Origin of the sequence: Hymenobacter rigui (genome assembly GCF_003944715.1) — a bacterium.
Lineage (GTDB): Bacteria > Bacteroidota > Bacteroidia > Cytophagales > Hymenobacteraceae > Hymenobacter > Hymenobacter rigui.
In genome coordinates, this window is record NZ_RWIT01000019.1 from 38,431 (window position 1) to 55,487 (window position 17,057).

At 57.4% G+C, this 17,057-nt stretch carries 13 protein-coding genes; 5 read left to right on the forward strand and 8 right to left on the reverse strand.

Going from position 1 to position 17,057, the window contains the following annotated elements; genetic code table 11:
• Positions 1–33: 33 nt before the first annotated feature.
• Entirely contained in the window at positions 34–834 is an 801-nt protein-coding gene (locus EI291_RS20600) for a TapB family protein (protein ID WP_125424171.1), read from the reverse strand.
• A 258-nt stretch (positions 835–1,092) separates the two neighbouring features.
• Here EI291_RS20600 and EI291_RS20605 point away from each other — a divergent pair, with 258 nt between their 5' ends.
• From EI291_RS20605 to EI291_RS20615, 3 genes are all read left to right on the forward strand, one after another.
• Positions 1,093–1,326, forward strand: a complete 234-nt coding sequence (locus EI291_RS20605; protein WP_125424172.1) for a hypothetical protein — start codon at positions 1,093–1,095, stop codon at positions 1,324–1,326.
• Positions 1,319–1,663 carry a hypothetical protein gene (locus EI291_RS20610; protein ID WP_125424173.1) on the forward strand — a complete coding sequence of 115 codons (345 nt, stop codon included), beginning with the start codon at positions 1,319–1,321 and terminating at the stop codon, positions 1,661–1,663. The genes EI291_RS20605 and EI291_RS20610 overlap by 8 nt, the downstream gene beginning before the upstream one ends.
• Positions 1,664–1,858: 195 nt before the next feature.
• The gene (locus tag EI291_RS20615) at positions 1,859–2,503 is read left to right on the forward strand and encodes a cytochrome c oxidase subunit 3 (protein WP_125424174.1); all 645 of its coding nucleotides are present in this window, start codon (positions 1,859–1,861) and stop codon (positions 2,501–2,503) included.
• A 99-nt stretch (positions 2,504–2,602) separates the two neighbouring features.
• On the opposite strand, the gene EI291_RS20620 is transcribed toward EI291_RS20615, so the two are convergent.
• The gene (locus EI291_RS20620; protein ID WP_125424175.1) at positions 2,603–4,852 is read right to left on the reverse strand and encodes a gliding motility-associated C-terminal domain-containing protein; all 2,250 of its coding nucleotides are present in this window, start codon (positions 4,850–4,852) and stop codon (positions 2,603–2,605) included.
• 132 nt (positions 4,853–4,984) lie between these two features.
• On the opposite strand from EI291_RS20620, the gene EI291_RS20625 reads away from it, so the two are divergent.
• Entirely contained in the window at positions 4,985–7,006 is a 2,022-nt protein-coding gene (locus EI291_RS20625) for a M1 family aminopeptidase (protein WP_125424176.1), read from the forward strand.
• Positions 7,007–7,091: 85 nt separating this feature from the next.
• Here the strand turns inward: EI291_RS20625 and EI291_RS20630 are convergent, their stop codons facing one another.
• From EI291_RS20630 to EI291_RS20640, 3 genes are all read right to left on the reverse strand, one after another.
• The gene (locus EI291_RS20630; protein ID WP_125424177.1) at positions 7,092–7,721 is read right to left on the reverse strand and encodes a hypothetical protein; all 630 of its coding nucleotides are present in this window, start codon (positions 7,719–7,721) and stop codon (positions 7,092–7,094) included.
• A gap of 193 nt (positions 7,722–7,914) precedes the next feature.
• Positions 7,915–8,355, reverse strand: coding sequence for a DUF2147 domain-containing protein (locus EI291_RS20635; RefSeq protein ID WP_125424178.1), 441 nt, complete (start codon positions 8,353–8,355; stop codon positions 7,915–7,917).
• Between the two features lie 683 nt (positions 8,356–9,038).
• Entirely contained in the window at positions 9,039–9,584 is a 546-nt protein-coding gene (locus EI291_RS20640) for a C40 family peptidase (RefSeq protein WP_170172748.1), read from the reverse strand.
• Between the two features lie 239 nt (positions 9,585–9,823).
• Here EI291_RS20640 and EI291_RS20645 point away from each other — a divergent pair, with 239 nt between their 5' ends.
• Positions 9,824–11,635, forward strand: a complete 1,812-nt coding sequence (locus EI291_RS20645; protein WP_125424180.1) for a M61 family metallopeptidase — start codon at positions 9,824–9,826, stop codon at positions 11,633–11,635.
• Positions 11,636–11,784: 149 nt separating this feature from the next.
• Here EI291_RS20645 and EI291_RS20650 read toward each other — a convergent pair whose 3' ends face one another.
• The 3 genes from EI291_RS20650 to EI291_RS20660 form a co-directional block, all read right to left on the reverse strand.
• A complete protein-coding gene (locus EI291_RS20650; RefSeq protein ID WP_125424181.1) occupies positions 11,785–12,483 on the reverse strand; it encodes a hypothetical protein in 699 nt (232 codons plus the stop codon).
• 782 nt (positions 12,484–13,265) lie between these two features.
• Positions 13,266–14,834 carry a S8 family serine peptidase gene (locus tag EI291_RS20655; RefSeq protein WP_125424182.1) on the reverse strand — a complete coding sequence of 523 codons (1,569 nt, stop codon included), beginning with the start codon at positions 14,832–14,834 and terminating at the stop codon, positions 13,266–13,268.
• Positions 14,835–15,032: 198 nt separating this feature from the next.
• Entirely contained in the window at positions 15,033–16,967 is a 1,935-nt protein-coding gene (locus EI291_RS20660) for a KUP/HAK/KT family potassium transporter (protein WP_125424183.1), read from the reverse strand.
• Positions 16,968–17,057: the final 90 nt, after the last annotated feature.

The window sequence follows — 17,057 nt, forward strand, 5'->3', positions numbered from 1 at the left end:
AATCAGGAGAACAAAGGATTTATGGTCCTGAACTTACGATTTTTTGACCTTGTACTTCTCCTTAAACTTCGGTTGAGCAGCCGATTCAGATGCCTGATGAATGGCGGAAAGCACCCGGACCTGGTCCAGCTTGCCCTTCTTGTCATAAATTTCAGTTTTCACTATCCCCGTTCCGGGCGAGTAGTAATCTACCACTTTCATAGTGGTACGCATGACCATATCGGCGCGGGCCACGGTGGCGCTTTCCCGCTCAGCCTCTACCCGGTAGCACTGGAAAGTACCCGCCGGAGTGGTAATGGTTTCCATGCCCGTAACACGGCGCTTTTGCACGGTTGTATACACTCTGGCAATGTCTACGGCGGTACTGCTGACCTGCACGGAAACGCCGCCGCTAGGTATTTCCGTGCCTACGCCGGGCTGATTGGGCCAGGCCAGCGGTGTCGGGGTGTAGGCAAAGCGCCGGTCGCGGAAGGAGCGTAAGCTTTCCGGGTTCAATTCAGCCATGCCATCGGTAAAGCTGGTATCCTGGCGGCAGCGGAACGTAAGATCCTGCTGGTTCAGCAAGTGGTTTTTGGTGTCGTAGGTGCCGCTTTTCACCAGAGCCGTAGTGGTGGTTACCGTCTTTTTTTTGTTCTGCTCGGTTCCCAGGCTTACTACTCGTTGCCGAATCGTGCCCACGGCTTTGCCGTTCGCATCCTGAAGCTGGTATACACGCTCCATTTTATCGAGTAGTCCAAACGGGTGGGTGCAGTCAGCGGAAGTGACAGGAGTCTGCGCCTGGGCAGCAGGTACAGCTAACAGCAAGGCGGTCAGGGAAATGAGGAATCGGGGCATAGGGCAGTAAAATGGGTGGAAATCCAGCCGTTGGGCCTGCATACGCAAGCCGGATATTTTGGATTTAGGACGGAAACCCGGGCTGGTTCCGGGTAAGAGGCAAAGGTCTTGCCAACCGGTGCGCGTAACCTGCTCCGGCCGGCCTCGTTTGGATATGCCTGAGCATTTGCAGTCCGCCTGCTCTCGGCAGGCCCATACATCCGCAGCAATTGCGCTTATTTAGCAGCTGCTTTTCTCTCACATCCCCCAACTCATTCTATGCCGGACCAACCAACTTCCTGGGCTGATACCGCTGCCTCGCTGCTCTCCAAGCTTTCAGGCAGGGTAGAGCTAGCCCTCAATTTCGAGCAGATGGAGCTGCAGGTACCGAATCCGCAGAACCCTGCCACGCCCACCACTTGGCGGCTGAACGGCTCGTTGCGCATCCGTACCCGCGGCGAGAACCCGCCCAGCAATATGCTGCCGCCCGCAACGCCTTCGTCCCTTGGCTAGTGGTCTGGATATCGAAGCGCGGCTGGTTATCAGTTTCGATGGTGACGATATCCAGGTGGCGGGTTCCGGCGGCTACCTGATTGTGAACGTGCCCAGCCAGCGGGTGCTGGATAAGCTTACCAGCGGGCCTCCTAAAGACCCCAACGCGCCACCCAGGCCCAAAACCCCGGGCACCGACCCGCTGCAGCAGCTCAATGACCTGGCCCGACAGCTGGGCCTGGTGCTGGACCTGCGGGTGGCGGGTAAAACGTATGTTACTTTCGGTACGGGCCGTTCCCCAAAAATTACCCTCAATGCCGTGCTGGGTAAAATAGGCTCGTTTTTCAGTAAGTCCTGATCGGTTTTTCGGGCTTGCGCAACGGTTACTAAGCTCCTGTGTCTGACGTGCGTAACGCCTGAAAGTCGTACGTCGGACGCAGGAGTTTCTGCGTATCTTGGTTGGAAGCTCTTTCGCGGAACACGGCTGCCGTGGCCGGAACTAAAGGGTTTGCAATTGGTTTGCTACTTCGCACGCACGTTTGTTTTTGCCCGTATGAACTCTGATTCTGAAAGCAGCAATAAGGTTGGCGCCAACCGCCCGGCTTCGACCCTGAAACGCATGGAAGGCGTGCCGTTGCTGTTGATGATGCTGTACGTGGGGCTGGCGGGCATAACAGTGCTGTTTGTAGTGCTGGTAGCCGCGTACGCCTATACCCGTTTTCACAACGGTGCCTCTACTGGTATCTATCCGTTGCCGCGCTATTTCTCGCTGAGTACCATTGTACTCCTTATCAGCAGCTACGTCATTGCCCAGGCGCAGCGCCTGTATGCGCAGGATAACCTGCGCGCCCTGGCTCGGTGCCTGGGAGCTACTTTTCTGCTCAGCAGCATCTTTGCGGGACTGCAGGCCCTAGGATGGCAGGAGCTTAAGCAACAGGGATTCAACTTTACGGGAAAAGCCAGCGGTACCTTCGTGTACCTGATTTCGGGTGTGCACGTGGTGCACGTGCTGGGTGGTATGCTGTTTCTGCTGGTGCTGCTGCTCCGCACCCACCATGCCTCCCGCGACGCGGTGCGAAGCCTAGTATTCATCCGCAACCCGTACCGCCGCCTGCAGCTGCGCATGATTACGCTGTACTGGCATTTTATTGACGGGGTGTGGCTGGCGCTGTTTGCGGCGTTTCTGTTTCTGTATTAAGCACCCTCTGCAAGTAAGCAGCAGTGAAAAAGAAAGCGTCCTGTTCCGGCATTGTGCCAGGGCAGGACGCTTTCTTTTTCACTGCTATATCGGGATACCTCAGTTGGCAATAGTCACGGTGCCTTTGTACTTCTTGCCGTCGGTGAATTCAATCAGGTAGAAATATACACCGGCGGGCAGCCCCCCACCATCCCAGCGGAAAGCCCGGTTGTTGGTAGTAAACACCCGGTTGCCCCAGCGTGAGAAAATCTGAATATCGGCAAAACGAGAATCGCAGAAATCAAGCGGCAAATTGGCCTGCGCGTTATCAAGGGTGAAGTAGTCGTTTTTGCCATCCACCTGATACGGGGTGATGATGTTGGGCGGCAGGAAGGGCTGCTCCGATGGAGCTTCCACCTCAAACCGCACGGTACGCGTGCGGGGCTGTGGCCGACAGGTGGTTTCCTGCAGCGTGAACGTCACTTCAAGCCCGTTGCGGCGCACTGCCTCACAGTCGCCCACCCAGCGGAATGTGGCGGACGCGCTGCCTGCGCCATTGCGGGGCGTAAACGTCATGCCCACTGCTGACATCTCAAAGCCGTTTCCGGCGGCCGTCAGGGCCAGGGCGTCATTATCGGCATCGGTACCAGTCAGGGTGGCTTCAAACACGCCCCCAACCGGCCGCCGCACAATGGTGATGGAGTCGGCGGCAATGGGTGGAGCGAAGGACGTGGTCAGCAACGGCGGCTTATTGGCGTACTCAATCTGCACGGGAATTACCAGGCTGGTGGCCTGCCGGTCGTTGCAGGGCGAGGCCGCCGCCGTAAACTCAAACTCATACAACGGCTTATCCACCGCCCGGCAGTCGACGCGCCAGCTGAAGCGGCCGTTGAGCTGGTTGCCGGCGGCCCCCAGCGTGAGAGTCGCGCCCAGGTTGCCGGGCGTGAAGCCTTTGCCAGTCATTTCCAGCGTCAGCGGATCATTTTCGGGGTCCGTGGCCACTAAATCAAAAGTTATCAGGTCGCCTACTTTGGCCCGGATGGGCAGCACGGCCGTGGAGCGTAGCCGCGGGGCTGAGTTGGGGTCGGGAACGGAGGTAAAAGCTACCCGCACGGTGTCGCGCTTGGGCAGGCTACAGCCGTTGTCAGCTACAATTACATCCAGCAGATATACTTTGCCTTTGGTATTGAAGCAGTTGGGGAAACAGAGCCGGGAGGTTACAGTATCGGGCAGGCCGGGCGCGTGCACGGTGCCCTGCAGTACACTCAGCGTGGGCAGGGTGGCATTGAAATTCACCGGGCTCAGCGACAGGGTAAGTGCCGAGGTGGGGTCGGGGTCGGTGAAGCGGAGCGTTACGCAGCGGTTGTTGCCGGGCGTGAGGCGCAGCGTATCGCGCCCGACCTGGTAGGCCTGGGTAGAACCCGGCAGCTGCATCAGCACCTTAGGCCGGGCATTGGTGGGGCAGTTAATCACCTTCAGCTGAAAGTCGCGCCGTGCCTCGCCCAGCCGAACCCCCTTGCGATACTCGGTGCATCGGATGCCGAACACAAACAGCCCCAACTGGGTGGGCCGCACCTCCAGCCGGCCCGTGAGGCGGCCAATGGAAAGGGTGGGAGCCCCCGGAATCTGGTTGATGGTGCTGAGGCCCGGCAGCCAGTTGATGGGTTGATAAGGAGCTGGATCCGCAAAGCCAGGGTTTGGAAACGTAGCGGTAGAATGGCCATTGAGGGGCGTTACCAGGTCATACACCAGAGAGTCGCCGTCTACATCCTGCCCCCCGAAGTTGTAATAAAACAGCTCCCCCCGGCAGGCATAGTCGCTGAGGGGCGGAAAGATGCGCGGCGTGGAATTGCGCAGAGCCTGCCCGTTGCGCGTGACGGGCGGAAACTCCAGATAAAACGTCTGGGCGGCCCCGCCAGGATTCACAATGTTGCTGATGCCATTGTTGCGGCAGCACCGCTCTACGGCAACGTAGTAGCCGGCGGCATTGGCGTACTGCTGCGCCGTAAGCGTGATGTTGCTGCTGTACACAATGCGGCGCGTCACCAGGTCGGGAGTGGAGCAGGCCGGGCTGGTATAGCTCACCAGCGTGTTGCTTAGCTGGGGCAGCGTAAGATTGACCATGCGGCGGTTGCTGCCTTTCTCGAAAATGCTGGCTACCATCGAGGGGTCGAGGGCGCCCGGCTGGCCATTTACGGCATCGAAGTACAGATTCAGCGTCAGGCGGTACATGTCCCCACTCACGTACTGCAGGTCCAGCTCGCCGCCCACAATGTGCGTGGCCCGGGCCTGCGGCAGCAGCCACAGGCACAAGAGTAGCGGCAGCAATATGCCCCGAAGAAGCCGGTGGATAAGGGTAGAGGAGTGCATCCGATAAATGGCAGGTAAAGCAGGTGTAAGGAAAGATACAACGAGTTAAGTCAATGCCGACGCTTGGTCCATTCTTTCTGTAGTTTGCAGCGTACCTTACGCAGCCATCCTATACTTCATAGCTTCTCCTGTATGATCATCCGTTTTTACGCAACACTGGCTGCCGGCTTACTGCTGAGTGGCTCACTGGCCGCGCAGATACCCGCCTACCAACCTCGGCCGGCCGATGTGGACGGCACGGCCGCTGAGGCCTGCGCCCGCACCCACGCGGCCTCCGCCGCCCGCCCGGCTTATGCCAGCCTGAGCCACCGCCAGAAGATGGCTCGCTACGACGTCAAATACTACAAGCTGGACCTGAACCTGACCAATAACTCCCGGGGCGTTAGCGGGTCCGCGACTATCCAGGCGCGCACCGGCGCTCAGGTGCTCGACTCGCTGGCTTTTGAGCTGTATTCCACCTATACCATCGATTCCGTGGTAGTAAATGGCCAGCGTGCCCTGGGGCTGCAGCGTAAGGGCTTAGGAGATGTAACCGTGGGCCTGCGCCAGCCGGTGGCGGCCAATACATTGTTCAGCGCCCTGATTTATTACCGGGGCATTGCGCCCAACGGTAATTCGGCCGCCATCGGCAATGCCCTCGATACCCGCGTCGATCCAACGTATGGCGTGAGCACCACCTGGAGCCTGTCGGAGCCCTATAATGCCTACGAGTGGTGGCCCTGTAAGCAGGTGCTTACCGACAAGGCCGATTCCTCCGACGTGTGGGTCTCCACAGCGGCTACCAATAAAGTGGGCTCCAACGGGGTATTGCGCAATACTACCGCGCTACCCAATAACCGGGTGCGCTACGAGTGGAAGTCGCGCAACCCGATTGACTACTACCTGATTTCAGTAGCCGTAGGGCCCTATGTGGAGTACGTGAACTATGCCCGTCCTGCCGGTGGTCCGCAGATTCCAATCGTCAACTACGTGTATAATCAGCTGGCTCTGAATAATTATCGCACTGAAATTGACCGTACCCCCGGCTTTATCGAAAACTACTCAGAGCTGGTGGGGCTGTATCCGTTTGCCAACGAGAAATACGGCCACAGCATGGCACCCATTGGCGGTGGCATGGAACACCAGACCATGACCACGCAGGATGGCTTTACCTTCACGCTTACGGCCCATGAACTGTTCCACCAGTGGTTTGGCGACAACGTTACCTGCGGGGCCTGGGAGGATATCTGGCTGAATGAAAGCTTCGCCTCTTACGGTGAGTACCTGTCACTGAACCGGTTCAGCACACCGGCGGCGGCGCTTTCCTGGATGAACTCGGCGCATAACCTGGCCATGAGCCAGCCGCAAGGCAGCGTGTTTGTACCGGATACCAGCCGCACCAGCCGCATTTTTGATTACCGCCTCACCTACAAGAAAGGCGCAGCAGTAGTGCATATGTTGCGCTATCTGCTCAATGATGATGTGAAGTTCTTCCGGGCGCTGCGCACTTACCAGAGCACCTATGGCGGCCGCACGGCCCGCACCCGTGATATGCAGCGCATTTTTGAGGCGGAAGCCGGCCGCTCCCTGCAATACTTCTTTGATCAGTGGTTCCGGGGTGAAGGCTACCCTACGTTCACCGTGCGCTGGAACCAGGCGAATGGCCGGGTGTACATTCAAAATACCGAAACTGTCTCCATGCCCACGGTAACGCCCTTCTTCTATACCGAAGTCGATTACCGCCTCACGTTCACCGATGGCACTACCCGCACCATCCGCCTGCCCCAGTACCAGCCGGTGGTTTCGGCAGCCGTAGCGGAGTCGCGCACTATCAGCGGCATCTCCGTCGACCCCGACCAGTGGCTGCTTAACGGCAGCGGTACCATTACCCGCGACAATGCGCTGGTAACGGCTGTGCGCCTGCCCGCCGGTAGTGCGGCTCTCACCGTTTATCCCAATCCCTGCCGCGACCAGTTGCACCTCGACGGTTTCAGCGGCTCCCACGCGCAGGCCGAAGTAACTGATGCCACCGGCCGCGTTGTGCTGCGTGAAGTGCTTTCGGCAGCCTCGCCTGTGTTACACACGGCGGCACTGGCACCCGGGCTATATCATGTGCGCCTGCTTGGGAAGGATGGTGTACTGGCGCAGGCCCGGTTTGTACGCTCCGCTGAGTAAGTATAGGGTTTTAATAGCTTGAAAAACAAGAGCCGGCAGCTGCAACAGCTGCCGGCTCTTGTTTTGTGATGATCACTCGGCCCGGCTAAAGCTTCGCAAATTGCCGGATAAGCTTGGCCGTATCCGGGGTGGGTCCAGACATATTGAAAATGGCATCCACCAGCTCATCGAAGGTAGCGGCTGGTGTGAAAATAGCATCAGTAAACGGGTTGCTGACCAGCCGCAGAAAGCCCGGTTGCCCATTGATGCTCACCAAATCCACGGTTACGTTGCCAAAGCGTTGGTTACAACGGCCCGAACTGGTGCAGTCGTTGGGCTGTGGCTTTAAAAAATACTTCTGAGTAGTTTCCCGGTAGCTTTCGTGCTGTACGGTGCGCTGGTCAGCAGCCCCAATGTGGTAGCCCAGAGCCAGTACCCGGTCACGCACGAAGTCGAACAGATGCTGAAAGTTGCCCGGGCCGATGGTGGGGTCATACAGAAATACAGCCCCCCGTGGATGCTCCTGTCGGGCCAGCTGCACCCGAAACTGGGAACCAGGTAGTCCAGCCTTTTCATAGTGATAGGCCTTGAAAAACGGGGCCATCCAGTTCAGATATACCTGTTGGGCAAGCCACTGCTGCCGCACCCGCTCCTGTGCTGGTTTGCGCTGCAAGGGCTGCCAGTCGGCCGGAGGGGCGGTGGTGCCGGTAAAAAGCCGTTTGAACAGGTTAAGCAAAGTAGTACGGGTGATTTCAGAAGTAACACTGGCCTTGGCAAATGGTTTAATTCCTCTGCGTCGGTAAGGCCGTTCGGAATACCTTTCAAACAATGGGCCAGTCTGGCAAAAGAGGCTGATAAGGGCAGGTACGGGCATACAAAAAGGGCTTCCAATGCGGAAGCCCTTTTTGTATGCCCGTACCTGTGCAGGTCTATTTAACCCGAGTCCAGGTCTGTGCCTTACCTATGAGCGAGAAACCGATGTAGCCTTTCACCTCCATCGTGTTGGCATTCTCCATTTTCATGTAGCAGGAGTAAGTTTTGCCGCTTTCGGGGTCGTAAATCTTACCGTCGTCCCACTTATTGTCGCTGTCATACTCGAAACCCTGCATGAATACCAAGCCCAGGCGAGGCCGGCTACGCAGCTTGGGGTCGGGGTTCATGGAGTCAGTTTTGGGTTTACCGGTTTTCGGATCGTTCGGGACAGTCAGCGTCACAATTTTGCCGCACAGCTTATTGCCGCACTTGTAAATTTCAAACGTGGCTTTCTTCTCCGAATTCGTCCACACGCCCAGCGGGGAGAGAGACTGAGCCGAGGCAGCCCCAATCAGGCCCAGGAACAGACCCAGACAGAGGAACAGAATTTTTTTCATGGTGGTGATGAAGTGAATGTGGGTATTTCGGGAAAAAGATAGAAGAAAAGTCGGGAAGTATAGCCATTTGCCGCTGAGCTTTCCTTTAAGTATGGGAAGGCAACTTTGGGGCCAGGCTTAATATGGTTGTTGTTGCTGGGAATAATCAGAATTAAATGGATTGAATCTCAGTTAGATGGCGGAGGAATGCAGTAAATGCTATAAAAAAAGGCCTTTTTATTTTGAACCATCCCAAGGGCTTTTAACTTTACTAACCGTAGCGAGTGCTACAGCCCCCGCCAAGCAACCCTAAGGTGCTGGGAAGCGCGGCCCGGGTTATGTCGGATCTAAAGAAAGGAGGTACAAAATGTCTAGTAGTCCCAAACAAATCCTGCCAAGCCTGTCGAATGTAGTCCGCCTCACCGCCGGACGCGCGTAACAAGAGCTTTCGCGCGGAACTCGCTTCTATTTTAGCAATTCCCGCATTCTGGCAAGGTCTTACCTGATACGTAGATGGCGGGCCTGTACCCCAGGCCAACCGCTTGGTAAGATTTGAAGGATTAGATGCCCGGTCGCCCAGCAGCCTCACTTTGTAGGTCTGCATAGGCAGCCGGGCATCGTTGCGTTTATTGAATTGTAAGAGCTGAGTTATGAGAGTTGAATTATGAATTACAGAATGATCAAACTCATAACTCAGCTCTCACTCATAATACCCGCCGCACCTGCATAAAGCGCCGTTCGTAATCGGTGCCTTCCACTTGGCTGATTTTGACGCCTGATTCTTTTCGGGCGGATGAGGAGTGGATAAACCGCAGTGGCTCGCCGGGCTGGCTGAGCACGATACCGGCGTGGCCGGGCGTAGTGGCCGTTTGGGCCGTGCCGGTGAACACCACAATGTCGCCGGGGCGAGCCTGGGTGCGGGGCACTGGTCGGCCGACATCAATGAGCAGGGCCGTGGAGTGCGGAACGGGTACTTTGTAGCGGGCAAACACGTAGTTCACAAAGCCCGAACAGTCGAAGCCCGTTTCCGGAGTGCTGCCGGCGTAGCAGTAGTTGGTGCCCAGCTGACGCATGGCAAAGGCCACAATGCTGTCGGCGCGGGGTGGGGTGGCGTTGCTGATAACGTAAGCCGTCTGCCGGGTCGGTACAAGAGTTGGCCCATCGGGCGCGGCCGAATGCTGGCGGGGCCACAGCGCCCAGCCCAGCAACCCGGCTACCAATCCCAGAAATACCAGCCAGACGATACGCATAGTAAAAGAAGCTAAAGTTGAGCTGCTTCCGTAACGGACCAGGGCAGGCGTGGGTTGGGTTGAGACGCGGGGTATGGTAAGTTGATACGGCATAGCCTGATTGAGCGAGGAGTGGTATAAGCCAGAAGGCCGATTGGCAATTTTGCGGCCAGGGTTGCAGCCTTCCGCGGTTTTCCCCGTTCTTTGGCCGCCTGGCAGCTGCTGCCGGTTACCTGTTTATCCTCTCATCCTTCCCGCAAATGCCCCTGATTTCTGCCCGCAACCTGGCGGTGATGGCGCTGGGCGGCCTGCTGAGCACCACCAGCTTCGCTGCCACCGCCGCTCCTGCGCTCCGCTACACGCTCTCCATGCCCGCCCCGCAAACCCACTATTTTGAGGTGGATATGCAGCTGGATGGCTTCAATAAAGCCTACACCGACGTGAAAATGCCCGTGTGGGCCCCCGGCTCGTACCTGGTACGGGAATTTTCCAAGAACGTGGAGGGCTTTGAGTCCATGGCCGGCTCGGAGAAACTGCGCACCGAGAAGATTACCAAGAACACTTGGCGGATATACCACCCCAAAGCCAAAAACTTCCGGGTGCACTACCGCGTGTATGCTTTCGAGCTGAGCGTGCGCACCAGCTTTATTGATGCCGCCCACGGGTATGTGAATGGCACCAGCGTATTTATGTACCCCGCCGATGGCAAAATGCTGCCCAGCATGCTGGAGGTGAAGCCGGCCCAGGGTTGGAGCCAGGTGAGTACCAGTCTGAAGCCGGCTGGCGGCACTTTCACGTTCCGCTCCGCCAGCTACGACGAGCTGGCCGACTCGCCTATTGAAATCGGCAATCAGAAGCTCTACACCTTCACGGCCAACGGCACGCCCCACACCGTAGCCATGTTCGGCGACCCCAAAGTGGACGAGCAGCGCCTCACCCGCGACATGCAGCGCGTGTGCGAGGAAGCCCACAAAGTAGTCGGCCAGAACCCGCTGGACCGCTACGTGTTCATCGTGCACAACATTGACCGGGGTACCGGCGGCCTGGAGCACCTGTTCTCCACTACGCTGTCGGTGTCGCGCAACGCGTATTCCTCGGAGGCTGGCTGGAAAGGCTTTCTGGGGCTGGTAGCCCACGAGTATTTCCACCTCTGGAACGTGAAGCGCATCCGTCCGGTGGCGCTGGGGCCGTTTGATTACGACCAGGAAAACTACACGCACATGCTGTGGGTGAGTGAAGGCGGCACCGAGTATTTTTCAAACCTGATTACCCAGCGGGCCGGCTTTGTGAGCCCCGATGAATACCTGGGCGACCTGAGCAATGGCATCACGCGGGTAGAAAACACGCCCGGCAACAAGCAGCAGTCAGCCGCCGAGTCGAGCTTTGATGCCTGGATCAAGTATTACCGTCCCAACGAAAACTCCAACAACACCGGCATCAGCTACTACGACAAGGGCGAGGTAATCGGGGCCGTGCTGGACCTGATGGTTATCAACGAAACAAAGGGCCAGAAGCGTCTCGATGACGTGATGCGCTACCTCTACGACCAGTATTACGTGAAACAGGGCCGGGGCTTCACCGACCAGGAATACCAGGACGCCGTGGCCAAAGTGGCTGGCCGCCGCTTCGATGATTTCTTCCGTCGCTACGTGTACGGTACCGAAACCCTGCCCTACGAGCAGGCCCTGGGCTACGCCGGCCTGAAGTTGAACACCACCGGCCCCGCTGCTGCCGACGTAGCATTGGGGGCCAGCATCAGCCCCGCCGGCGGCCGCCAAACCGTGAGCAGCGTACTGCGCGACGGCAGCGCCTGGCAGGGTGGCCTGAGCGTGGGCGACGAAATCCTGAGCATGGATGGCACCCGCGTAACCGACGACCCCAACAAGCTGCTGGCCGGCCGCGCCGTGGGTTCAGAAGTAAAATTCCTGGTGAACCGGGACGGGCAGATCAAGGAAATCAGCTTCCCGCTGCAGGCTTCCGTGATGCGCCGCTACCGCATTGAGCGCCAGACCAACCCCACCGCTGAACAGCAGACGGTGCTGGCCAAGTGGCTGCCGGTGCAGGGAAAGTAAAAACTGAGTTGCAGTAAGCCAGCATGGCCGTTCAACACCCACAGCGGGCTTGTTGAACGGCCATGCTGATTTTTAGGTGGTACCTTTCTATAGGCTTATGGCAGGTGTGCGGCAGTACCTCGGTCGGTGCTGGACAAGGACCCTGGGCTTTACCAGACTTCCACTTCCAGCGCCGCAGCAATGTTGTAAGCGCGTATTCTGTTGCCTCTGGACACGCTCGGGGATAGTTGCTGGAATGGCAACGTGGGTGAAAAGCGTCGCCAGGTGGCCGATATTCCTTCGGTTGGTGTGGTGAGAAGCTGCGGATAATCGTAGACCGAAATGGCCCGGCTACCGTTCTGCTCCTTATCCTCCACTTCCAAGTACATCACCCCCTTCGAAACGCCTTTTTTGTTGGGGCCTTTTTTCGACTCCAGCCGTTGTCTGATCACGCGGCTGGCGGCATCACCTGACAGGCAGTCCAGCACCAGGAAAAACTCTGATTTGGGCAACATCAGGGCAAAGGGCGACAAATCAAACCGCACGACCGGTTGCCTGCCGGCAGCCGGGTCAAGCGGGCTACTGAAAACCGTATCCGGTAGTAGTCGGGTGCCGAGCAGCGTGGGTGAATTTCCCCGCAGGCAAATATTTAAGCGAATCCGACCTTCCTTAAACGGCTCCTTGACAGGTATTGTCACCGTTCGCACCCGATAGGTTTTTGTGGAATCGGGTAAGGTAAATTTGATGGCAACTTCGGTACCGGGATAAAACGGGTTGGCAGCGGTGGTTTTGCGGTTGATGGAGGTTAAATTAACCGTCTGAACGGCACGAATCTGCACGGTAGGCAGGGCAATTTCCTGCGGCTGCAAGGCCAGCGTATCCAGAAAGGGCGTTTGTGCCGCCGACCAGGAAAAGGGTGTATAGCCAACGTGCGTAGCCGTAGCGGATACGTAGGTAATGGGAAGTGTTACTTTGCCATCGGCATCGGTGGTAAGCGTGGCCTCATCCACCCGAACCGATACAGCCGCCAACGGCCGCCGGGTATGCTTATCAACTATAACCAGCGGAGGGCGGGCTTGCCATGGAAGCAGACTGGGCGCCACGCACAGCAACGATATCAGGGGGTGTATAAGCTTAGGCAAGATAAAGGAGGTAGAGACCCGAAATATCGGTTGAGTAGCACATATGTGCTACTCAACCGATAAGAGTTTATTAGCACGGATGACCCATTGATACAGAGCCGCCAACTAAGACACCGGTATCAAACCCGGCTACATTATATGTGTCCCACCAATCACGCGTTCCATTAACACAATCTCCGTAATGATGAGTCACATCAAGCCGGAAAGCATCTTCAACGGATTGTTTAATGTCGGTGAAAGTTTCCGTTATGAAACCCCAGATAGAGTCGTTTTCTGAGGAGGTAGATAGAGTTTGTGCACTGGCAGAATTCATAGTTGTGCACATTAGGAGTGCCGCAACGGAAAGTGTGGTGAAAACAGCTTTCATGTATTAAACGCAAATAATAGTGCTTACTCTGATATATCCGCTTTTCAGCTACCGCGGGCTAGCGGCATAAACATATATAATTTATATGATATTGTAAAAAGTAAATATTATAGGATAATAATGGCTGCTACGGCTGAATTGCCTAATTCGTCAATGCTCCCACGGCGGAGGCAAGGTTCACGCGGCCCCAGCCGAAATTAGGGTCCCGGCTGCTGCGGTTGGAACTGGCGGCTACCAGGCGGCTCATGATTTGGGCCCGGGTTTCGGTGGGGTATTTCGACCACACGACGGCGGCCATGCCGGCCATGCTGGCCGTGGCCACCGAGGAGCCGCCAATAGTGCTGGGGGCGTCGCCGGACATAGCCAGGGTGAGGGGGCGCAGGTTGTTGCTGCTGCGCTGCATCACCACCGTGAATTCCACGTCGGAGCCCACGTGGCATTCGTCACAGCGGGTGGTGAGGTTGTCTTTCACGCCCGTAACGGCTACGGCCTCGGCCAGCGAAGCCGGATAGATAACGCCCACCCAGCCCGCCGACCAGTCAAAGGACGTGCCGGCGGCGCAGAAAATCAGCTTACCCTTGCCATAGGCGTAACGGATGGCATCGGTCATCTGCGAGGAGGAGGTGAGGCGGCCCATGCTCATGCTGATGATGCGCACATCGGAGCGGTTGCCGGCCAGCAGGTAAGCATCCGTTACGCCCTGTACTTCCCGGCTGGCATCCAGAAATACATCTTCGGCGGCGCGCACGGTAATCAGGTTGGCATTGTAAGCAATGCCGACAGAGGCACCATCGGTGCCGCGCGGAGCGGCGCAGGCGCCGGCCATGCCGGTACCGTGGCCGCAACCGTCGTTGGGCGTTTCGTAGTCGCCATACGGGATACCGAAGATGGTATTGCGCGGCAGGGTCACGAGTCGCTCAATGGTGCGGCCGGTGCTCAGTCCCTGGTTGAACGCCGAGCCCAGGTTGTCCTGCCCATCAGAGGCTCCCGTGTCAATTATCAGCACTTTGGAGCCGCGCCCGGTGCTCTGGTTCCAGGCCGTTCGGATGCCGTGGTACACATCGGCCTGGTTCCAGGAGGACTTGCTGCCGTTGCTGAGCACCGTGTAGTCGGAGCCGGCCACGATGCCGGCCGTGGCGGTGTTGCTGCCGCAGCCGCTGCTGCTTAGAATGGAAGCCGCTTTGCTGGCCGACTGGTGGTTGGGCTCGTAGCCGATAGGCTCAGCATAGCGTACCAGCCCGGACTCGCGCAGGGCTTTGATGGTACTCAACTCTCGCACCGTTACCGTTAGCACCGGCAGGGCATTCTGCTCAAACACCTGTAGCTTTTCGACGGTCAAGTCGGGGTGCGCTTTCTGCTCCTCGGTCAGAATCAGGGCCAGAACCTGCTGGCGGGCCTGCTGCCACTCGGGGCTTAGGCGGGCATCATCGGGCAGCGGGGCCGAGGCGCGCACCGTGGCCGGGCGGTACCCCACTGATAATACATGGTCGGACTGTTGCAAAGCGCTCCAGACGGTGTGGGCGGAGGTGGAGTTCCAGTCAAACTGGCCTTTCTGGCGCAGCGTATTGAAAATCTGCTCATCCAGTTGTTGCTGGGTTAGGGCCGTAGTGGGGTCCGGCTGGGAAGTGGGTGCCGGGTCAGCGGCATCGTGCTGGCAGGCGACCAATGCCAGGGCCAGCAACGCGGCGGGCGCGAAGGGTAGAATACGCATAGAGTAGTGGATTTTGGTTGGGAAAAGAACAGTGAATAAAGAAAGCTGAATATTGGATAAGTACAACGTGTAGAATTATGTTCGGCTTGCCGAATAGTTACGCTGTATAATTCGAAAGCTGAACCAGAAGCAACAAAAAAGCGTCCCGCTACCTGAGTAGCGGGACGCTTTCAACTGCGAAATATTGGGCGCGGAAGTTTACTTGACGCGCTTCAGGGCAACGTCACGAACGGGGGTAATTACCAGCGGCACTTTCTCCACTTTCACGGAGCTGGTATCGAGGCCAAAATACTTGTCTTCGGAAGCAATGAACTGCTTGATGTAGAAATAGGCCTGCATCACCAGCTTCTCCACCATCGGAAATTCGTTTTCTACTGAGAGGAATTTCTCCAGTACCACGAAGCGGAAGTCGCCGGTGACGTGCTGCTTGCTCAGAGACTCGTAGCGGGAAGTGATGTCCACTTCCTTGTTGCGCACGAGGTCTTCCACCACTTTGCGGAAGTACAGGTTGATGCGCTGCTCCACCCGGAAACCCAGCCGGAACGTGATGCGAAACACGTCGTCCTGTGCCAGTTCCGTCACTTTGTACTCCATGGTGTACGGCTCATCGGTGGTATCCACGTGCACAAACCAGTAGATATCGGCACGCTTGGGGCGCTTCTGGAAAATGGAGTAGATAATCTTCGACTCGATTTCCGACTGGCGCTCGGCCGACGACATAAACACCAGGTGCGTAGCGTATTTCGACACTGACTCGTCGTTGCTGAGTTCTTTCAGCGCATCGATATACGGGTCAATCTTGACAAACTCCGTGAGGCGGCGCTTGATGTAGAAGGCCCGCAGCCACACGTACATCACGCCCATCAGCGTAACGCCAATGGCCAGGGATACCCAGCCACCGTGGGGGAATTTGATGAGGTTGGCTATCAGGAAGGAGCCTTCAATGGCCCCATACACCAGCGCAAAGAGCACAATGGCTACCATCGGTACCCGCTTGGAGCGCAGCCACATAATCAGCAGAATGGTGGTCATGAGCATGGTGAGCGTAATGGCCAGGCCATAGGCTGCCTCCATATTCTCCGATTTCTGAAAATACAGCACCACGGCAATGCAGCCCAGCAGCAACAGCCGGTTCATGCTGGGTACGTACAGCTGTCCCTTCACATCGGTGGGGTAGTTGAGCCGCACTTTGGGCCACATGTTCAGGCGAATGGCTTCGGCCACCAGCGTGAAGGAGCCGGTAATAAGGGCCTGGGAGGCAATGATGGCCGCAATGGTGGCAATACCAATGCCGATGAGCAGAAACCATTCCGGCATCAGCTCATAGAAGGGGTTACGCTTGTTGAGCATCTCGCCCTGATGGGACAGCAGCCAGCCGCCCTGGCCCAGATAGTTCAGCACCAGGCAGGATTTCACGAACACCCAGCTAATGCGAATGTTGCCTTTGCCGCAATGGCCCAGATCGGAGTACAGGGCTTCGGCCCCGGTAGTGCACAGGAACACGGCACCCAGGAGCCAGAAACCGCCGGGGTAGTTCACCAGCAGGTCGTAGGCGTGGTAGGGGTTGAGCGCCTGCAGAATGCCCGGGTGTTGCATTATGCCGTGTACGCCCAGCACCGCCAGCATGGAAAACCACACGAACATAATCGGGCCAAAGGCCTTGCCTACAATCTGTGTTCCAAAGCTTTGAAGCAAAAATAGCCCCGCAATAATGCCGATGACAATGGGCACCGTGGGAATATTTGGGTACACCGCTTCCAGCCCTTCAATGGCCGAGGATACCGAAATGGGCGGGGTAATCACCCCATCGGCCAGCAGGGCCGAGCCGCCGATGATGGCAATGGCCGACAGCCAGGCCCCGCGCCGCCGCACCAGGGCATACAGCGAAAAAATGCCACCCTCGCCGTTGTTATCGGCGTTGAGGGTAAGCATGACATACTTGATGGTTGTCTGCAGGGTGAGCGTCCAGAACACGCAGGAGATACCCCCAAGCACAAGCATCGGGTTAATCTGCTCCGGAACAATGGCCTTCATTACGTACAGCGGCGAAGTGCCAATGTCGCCGTAGATGATGCCGAGGGCAATGAGCAAGCCGGCCGACGATATGGCGGTGTGCTGGTGTTTGGCGTCCATGTGAGGAGTACTAGTGAGAGAATAGCCGGTTTTTAACAAGCGGGGCCAAAGGTAGCAGTTGCGCTGAAATGGCAACGCTAGCCGCGCTTA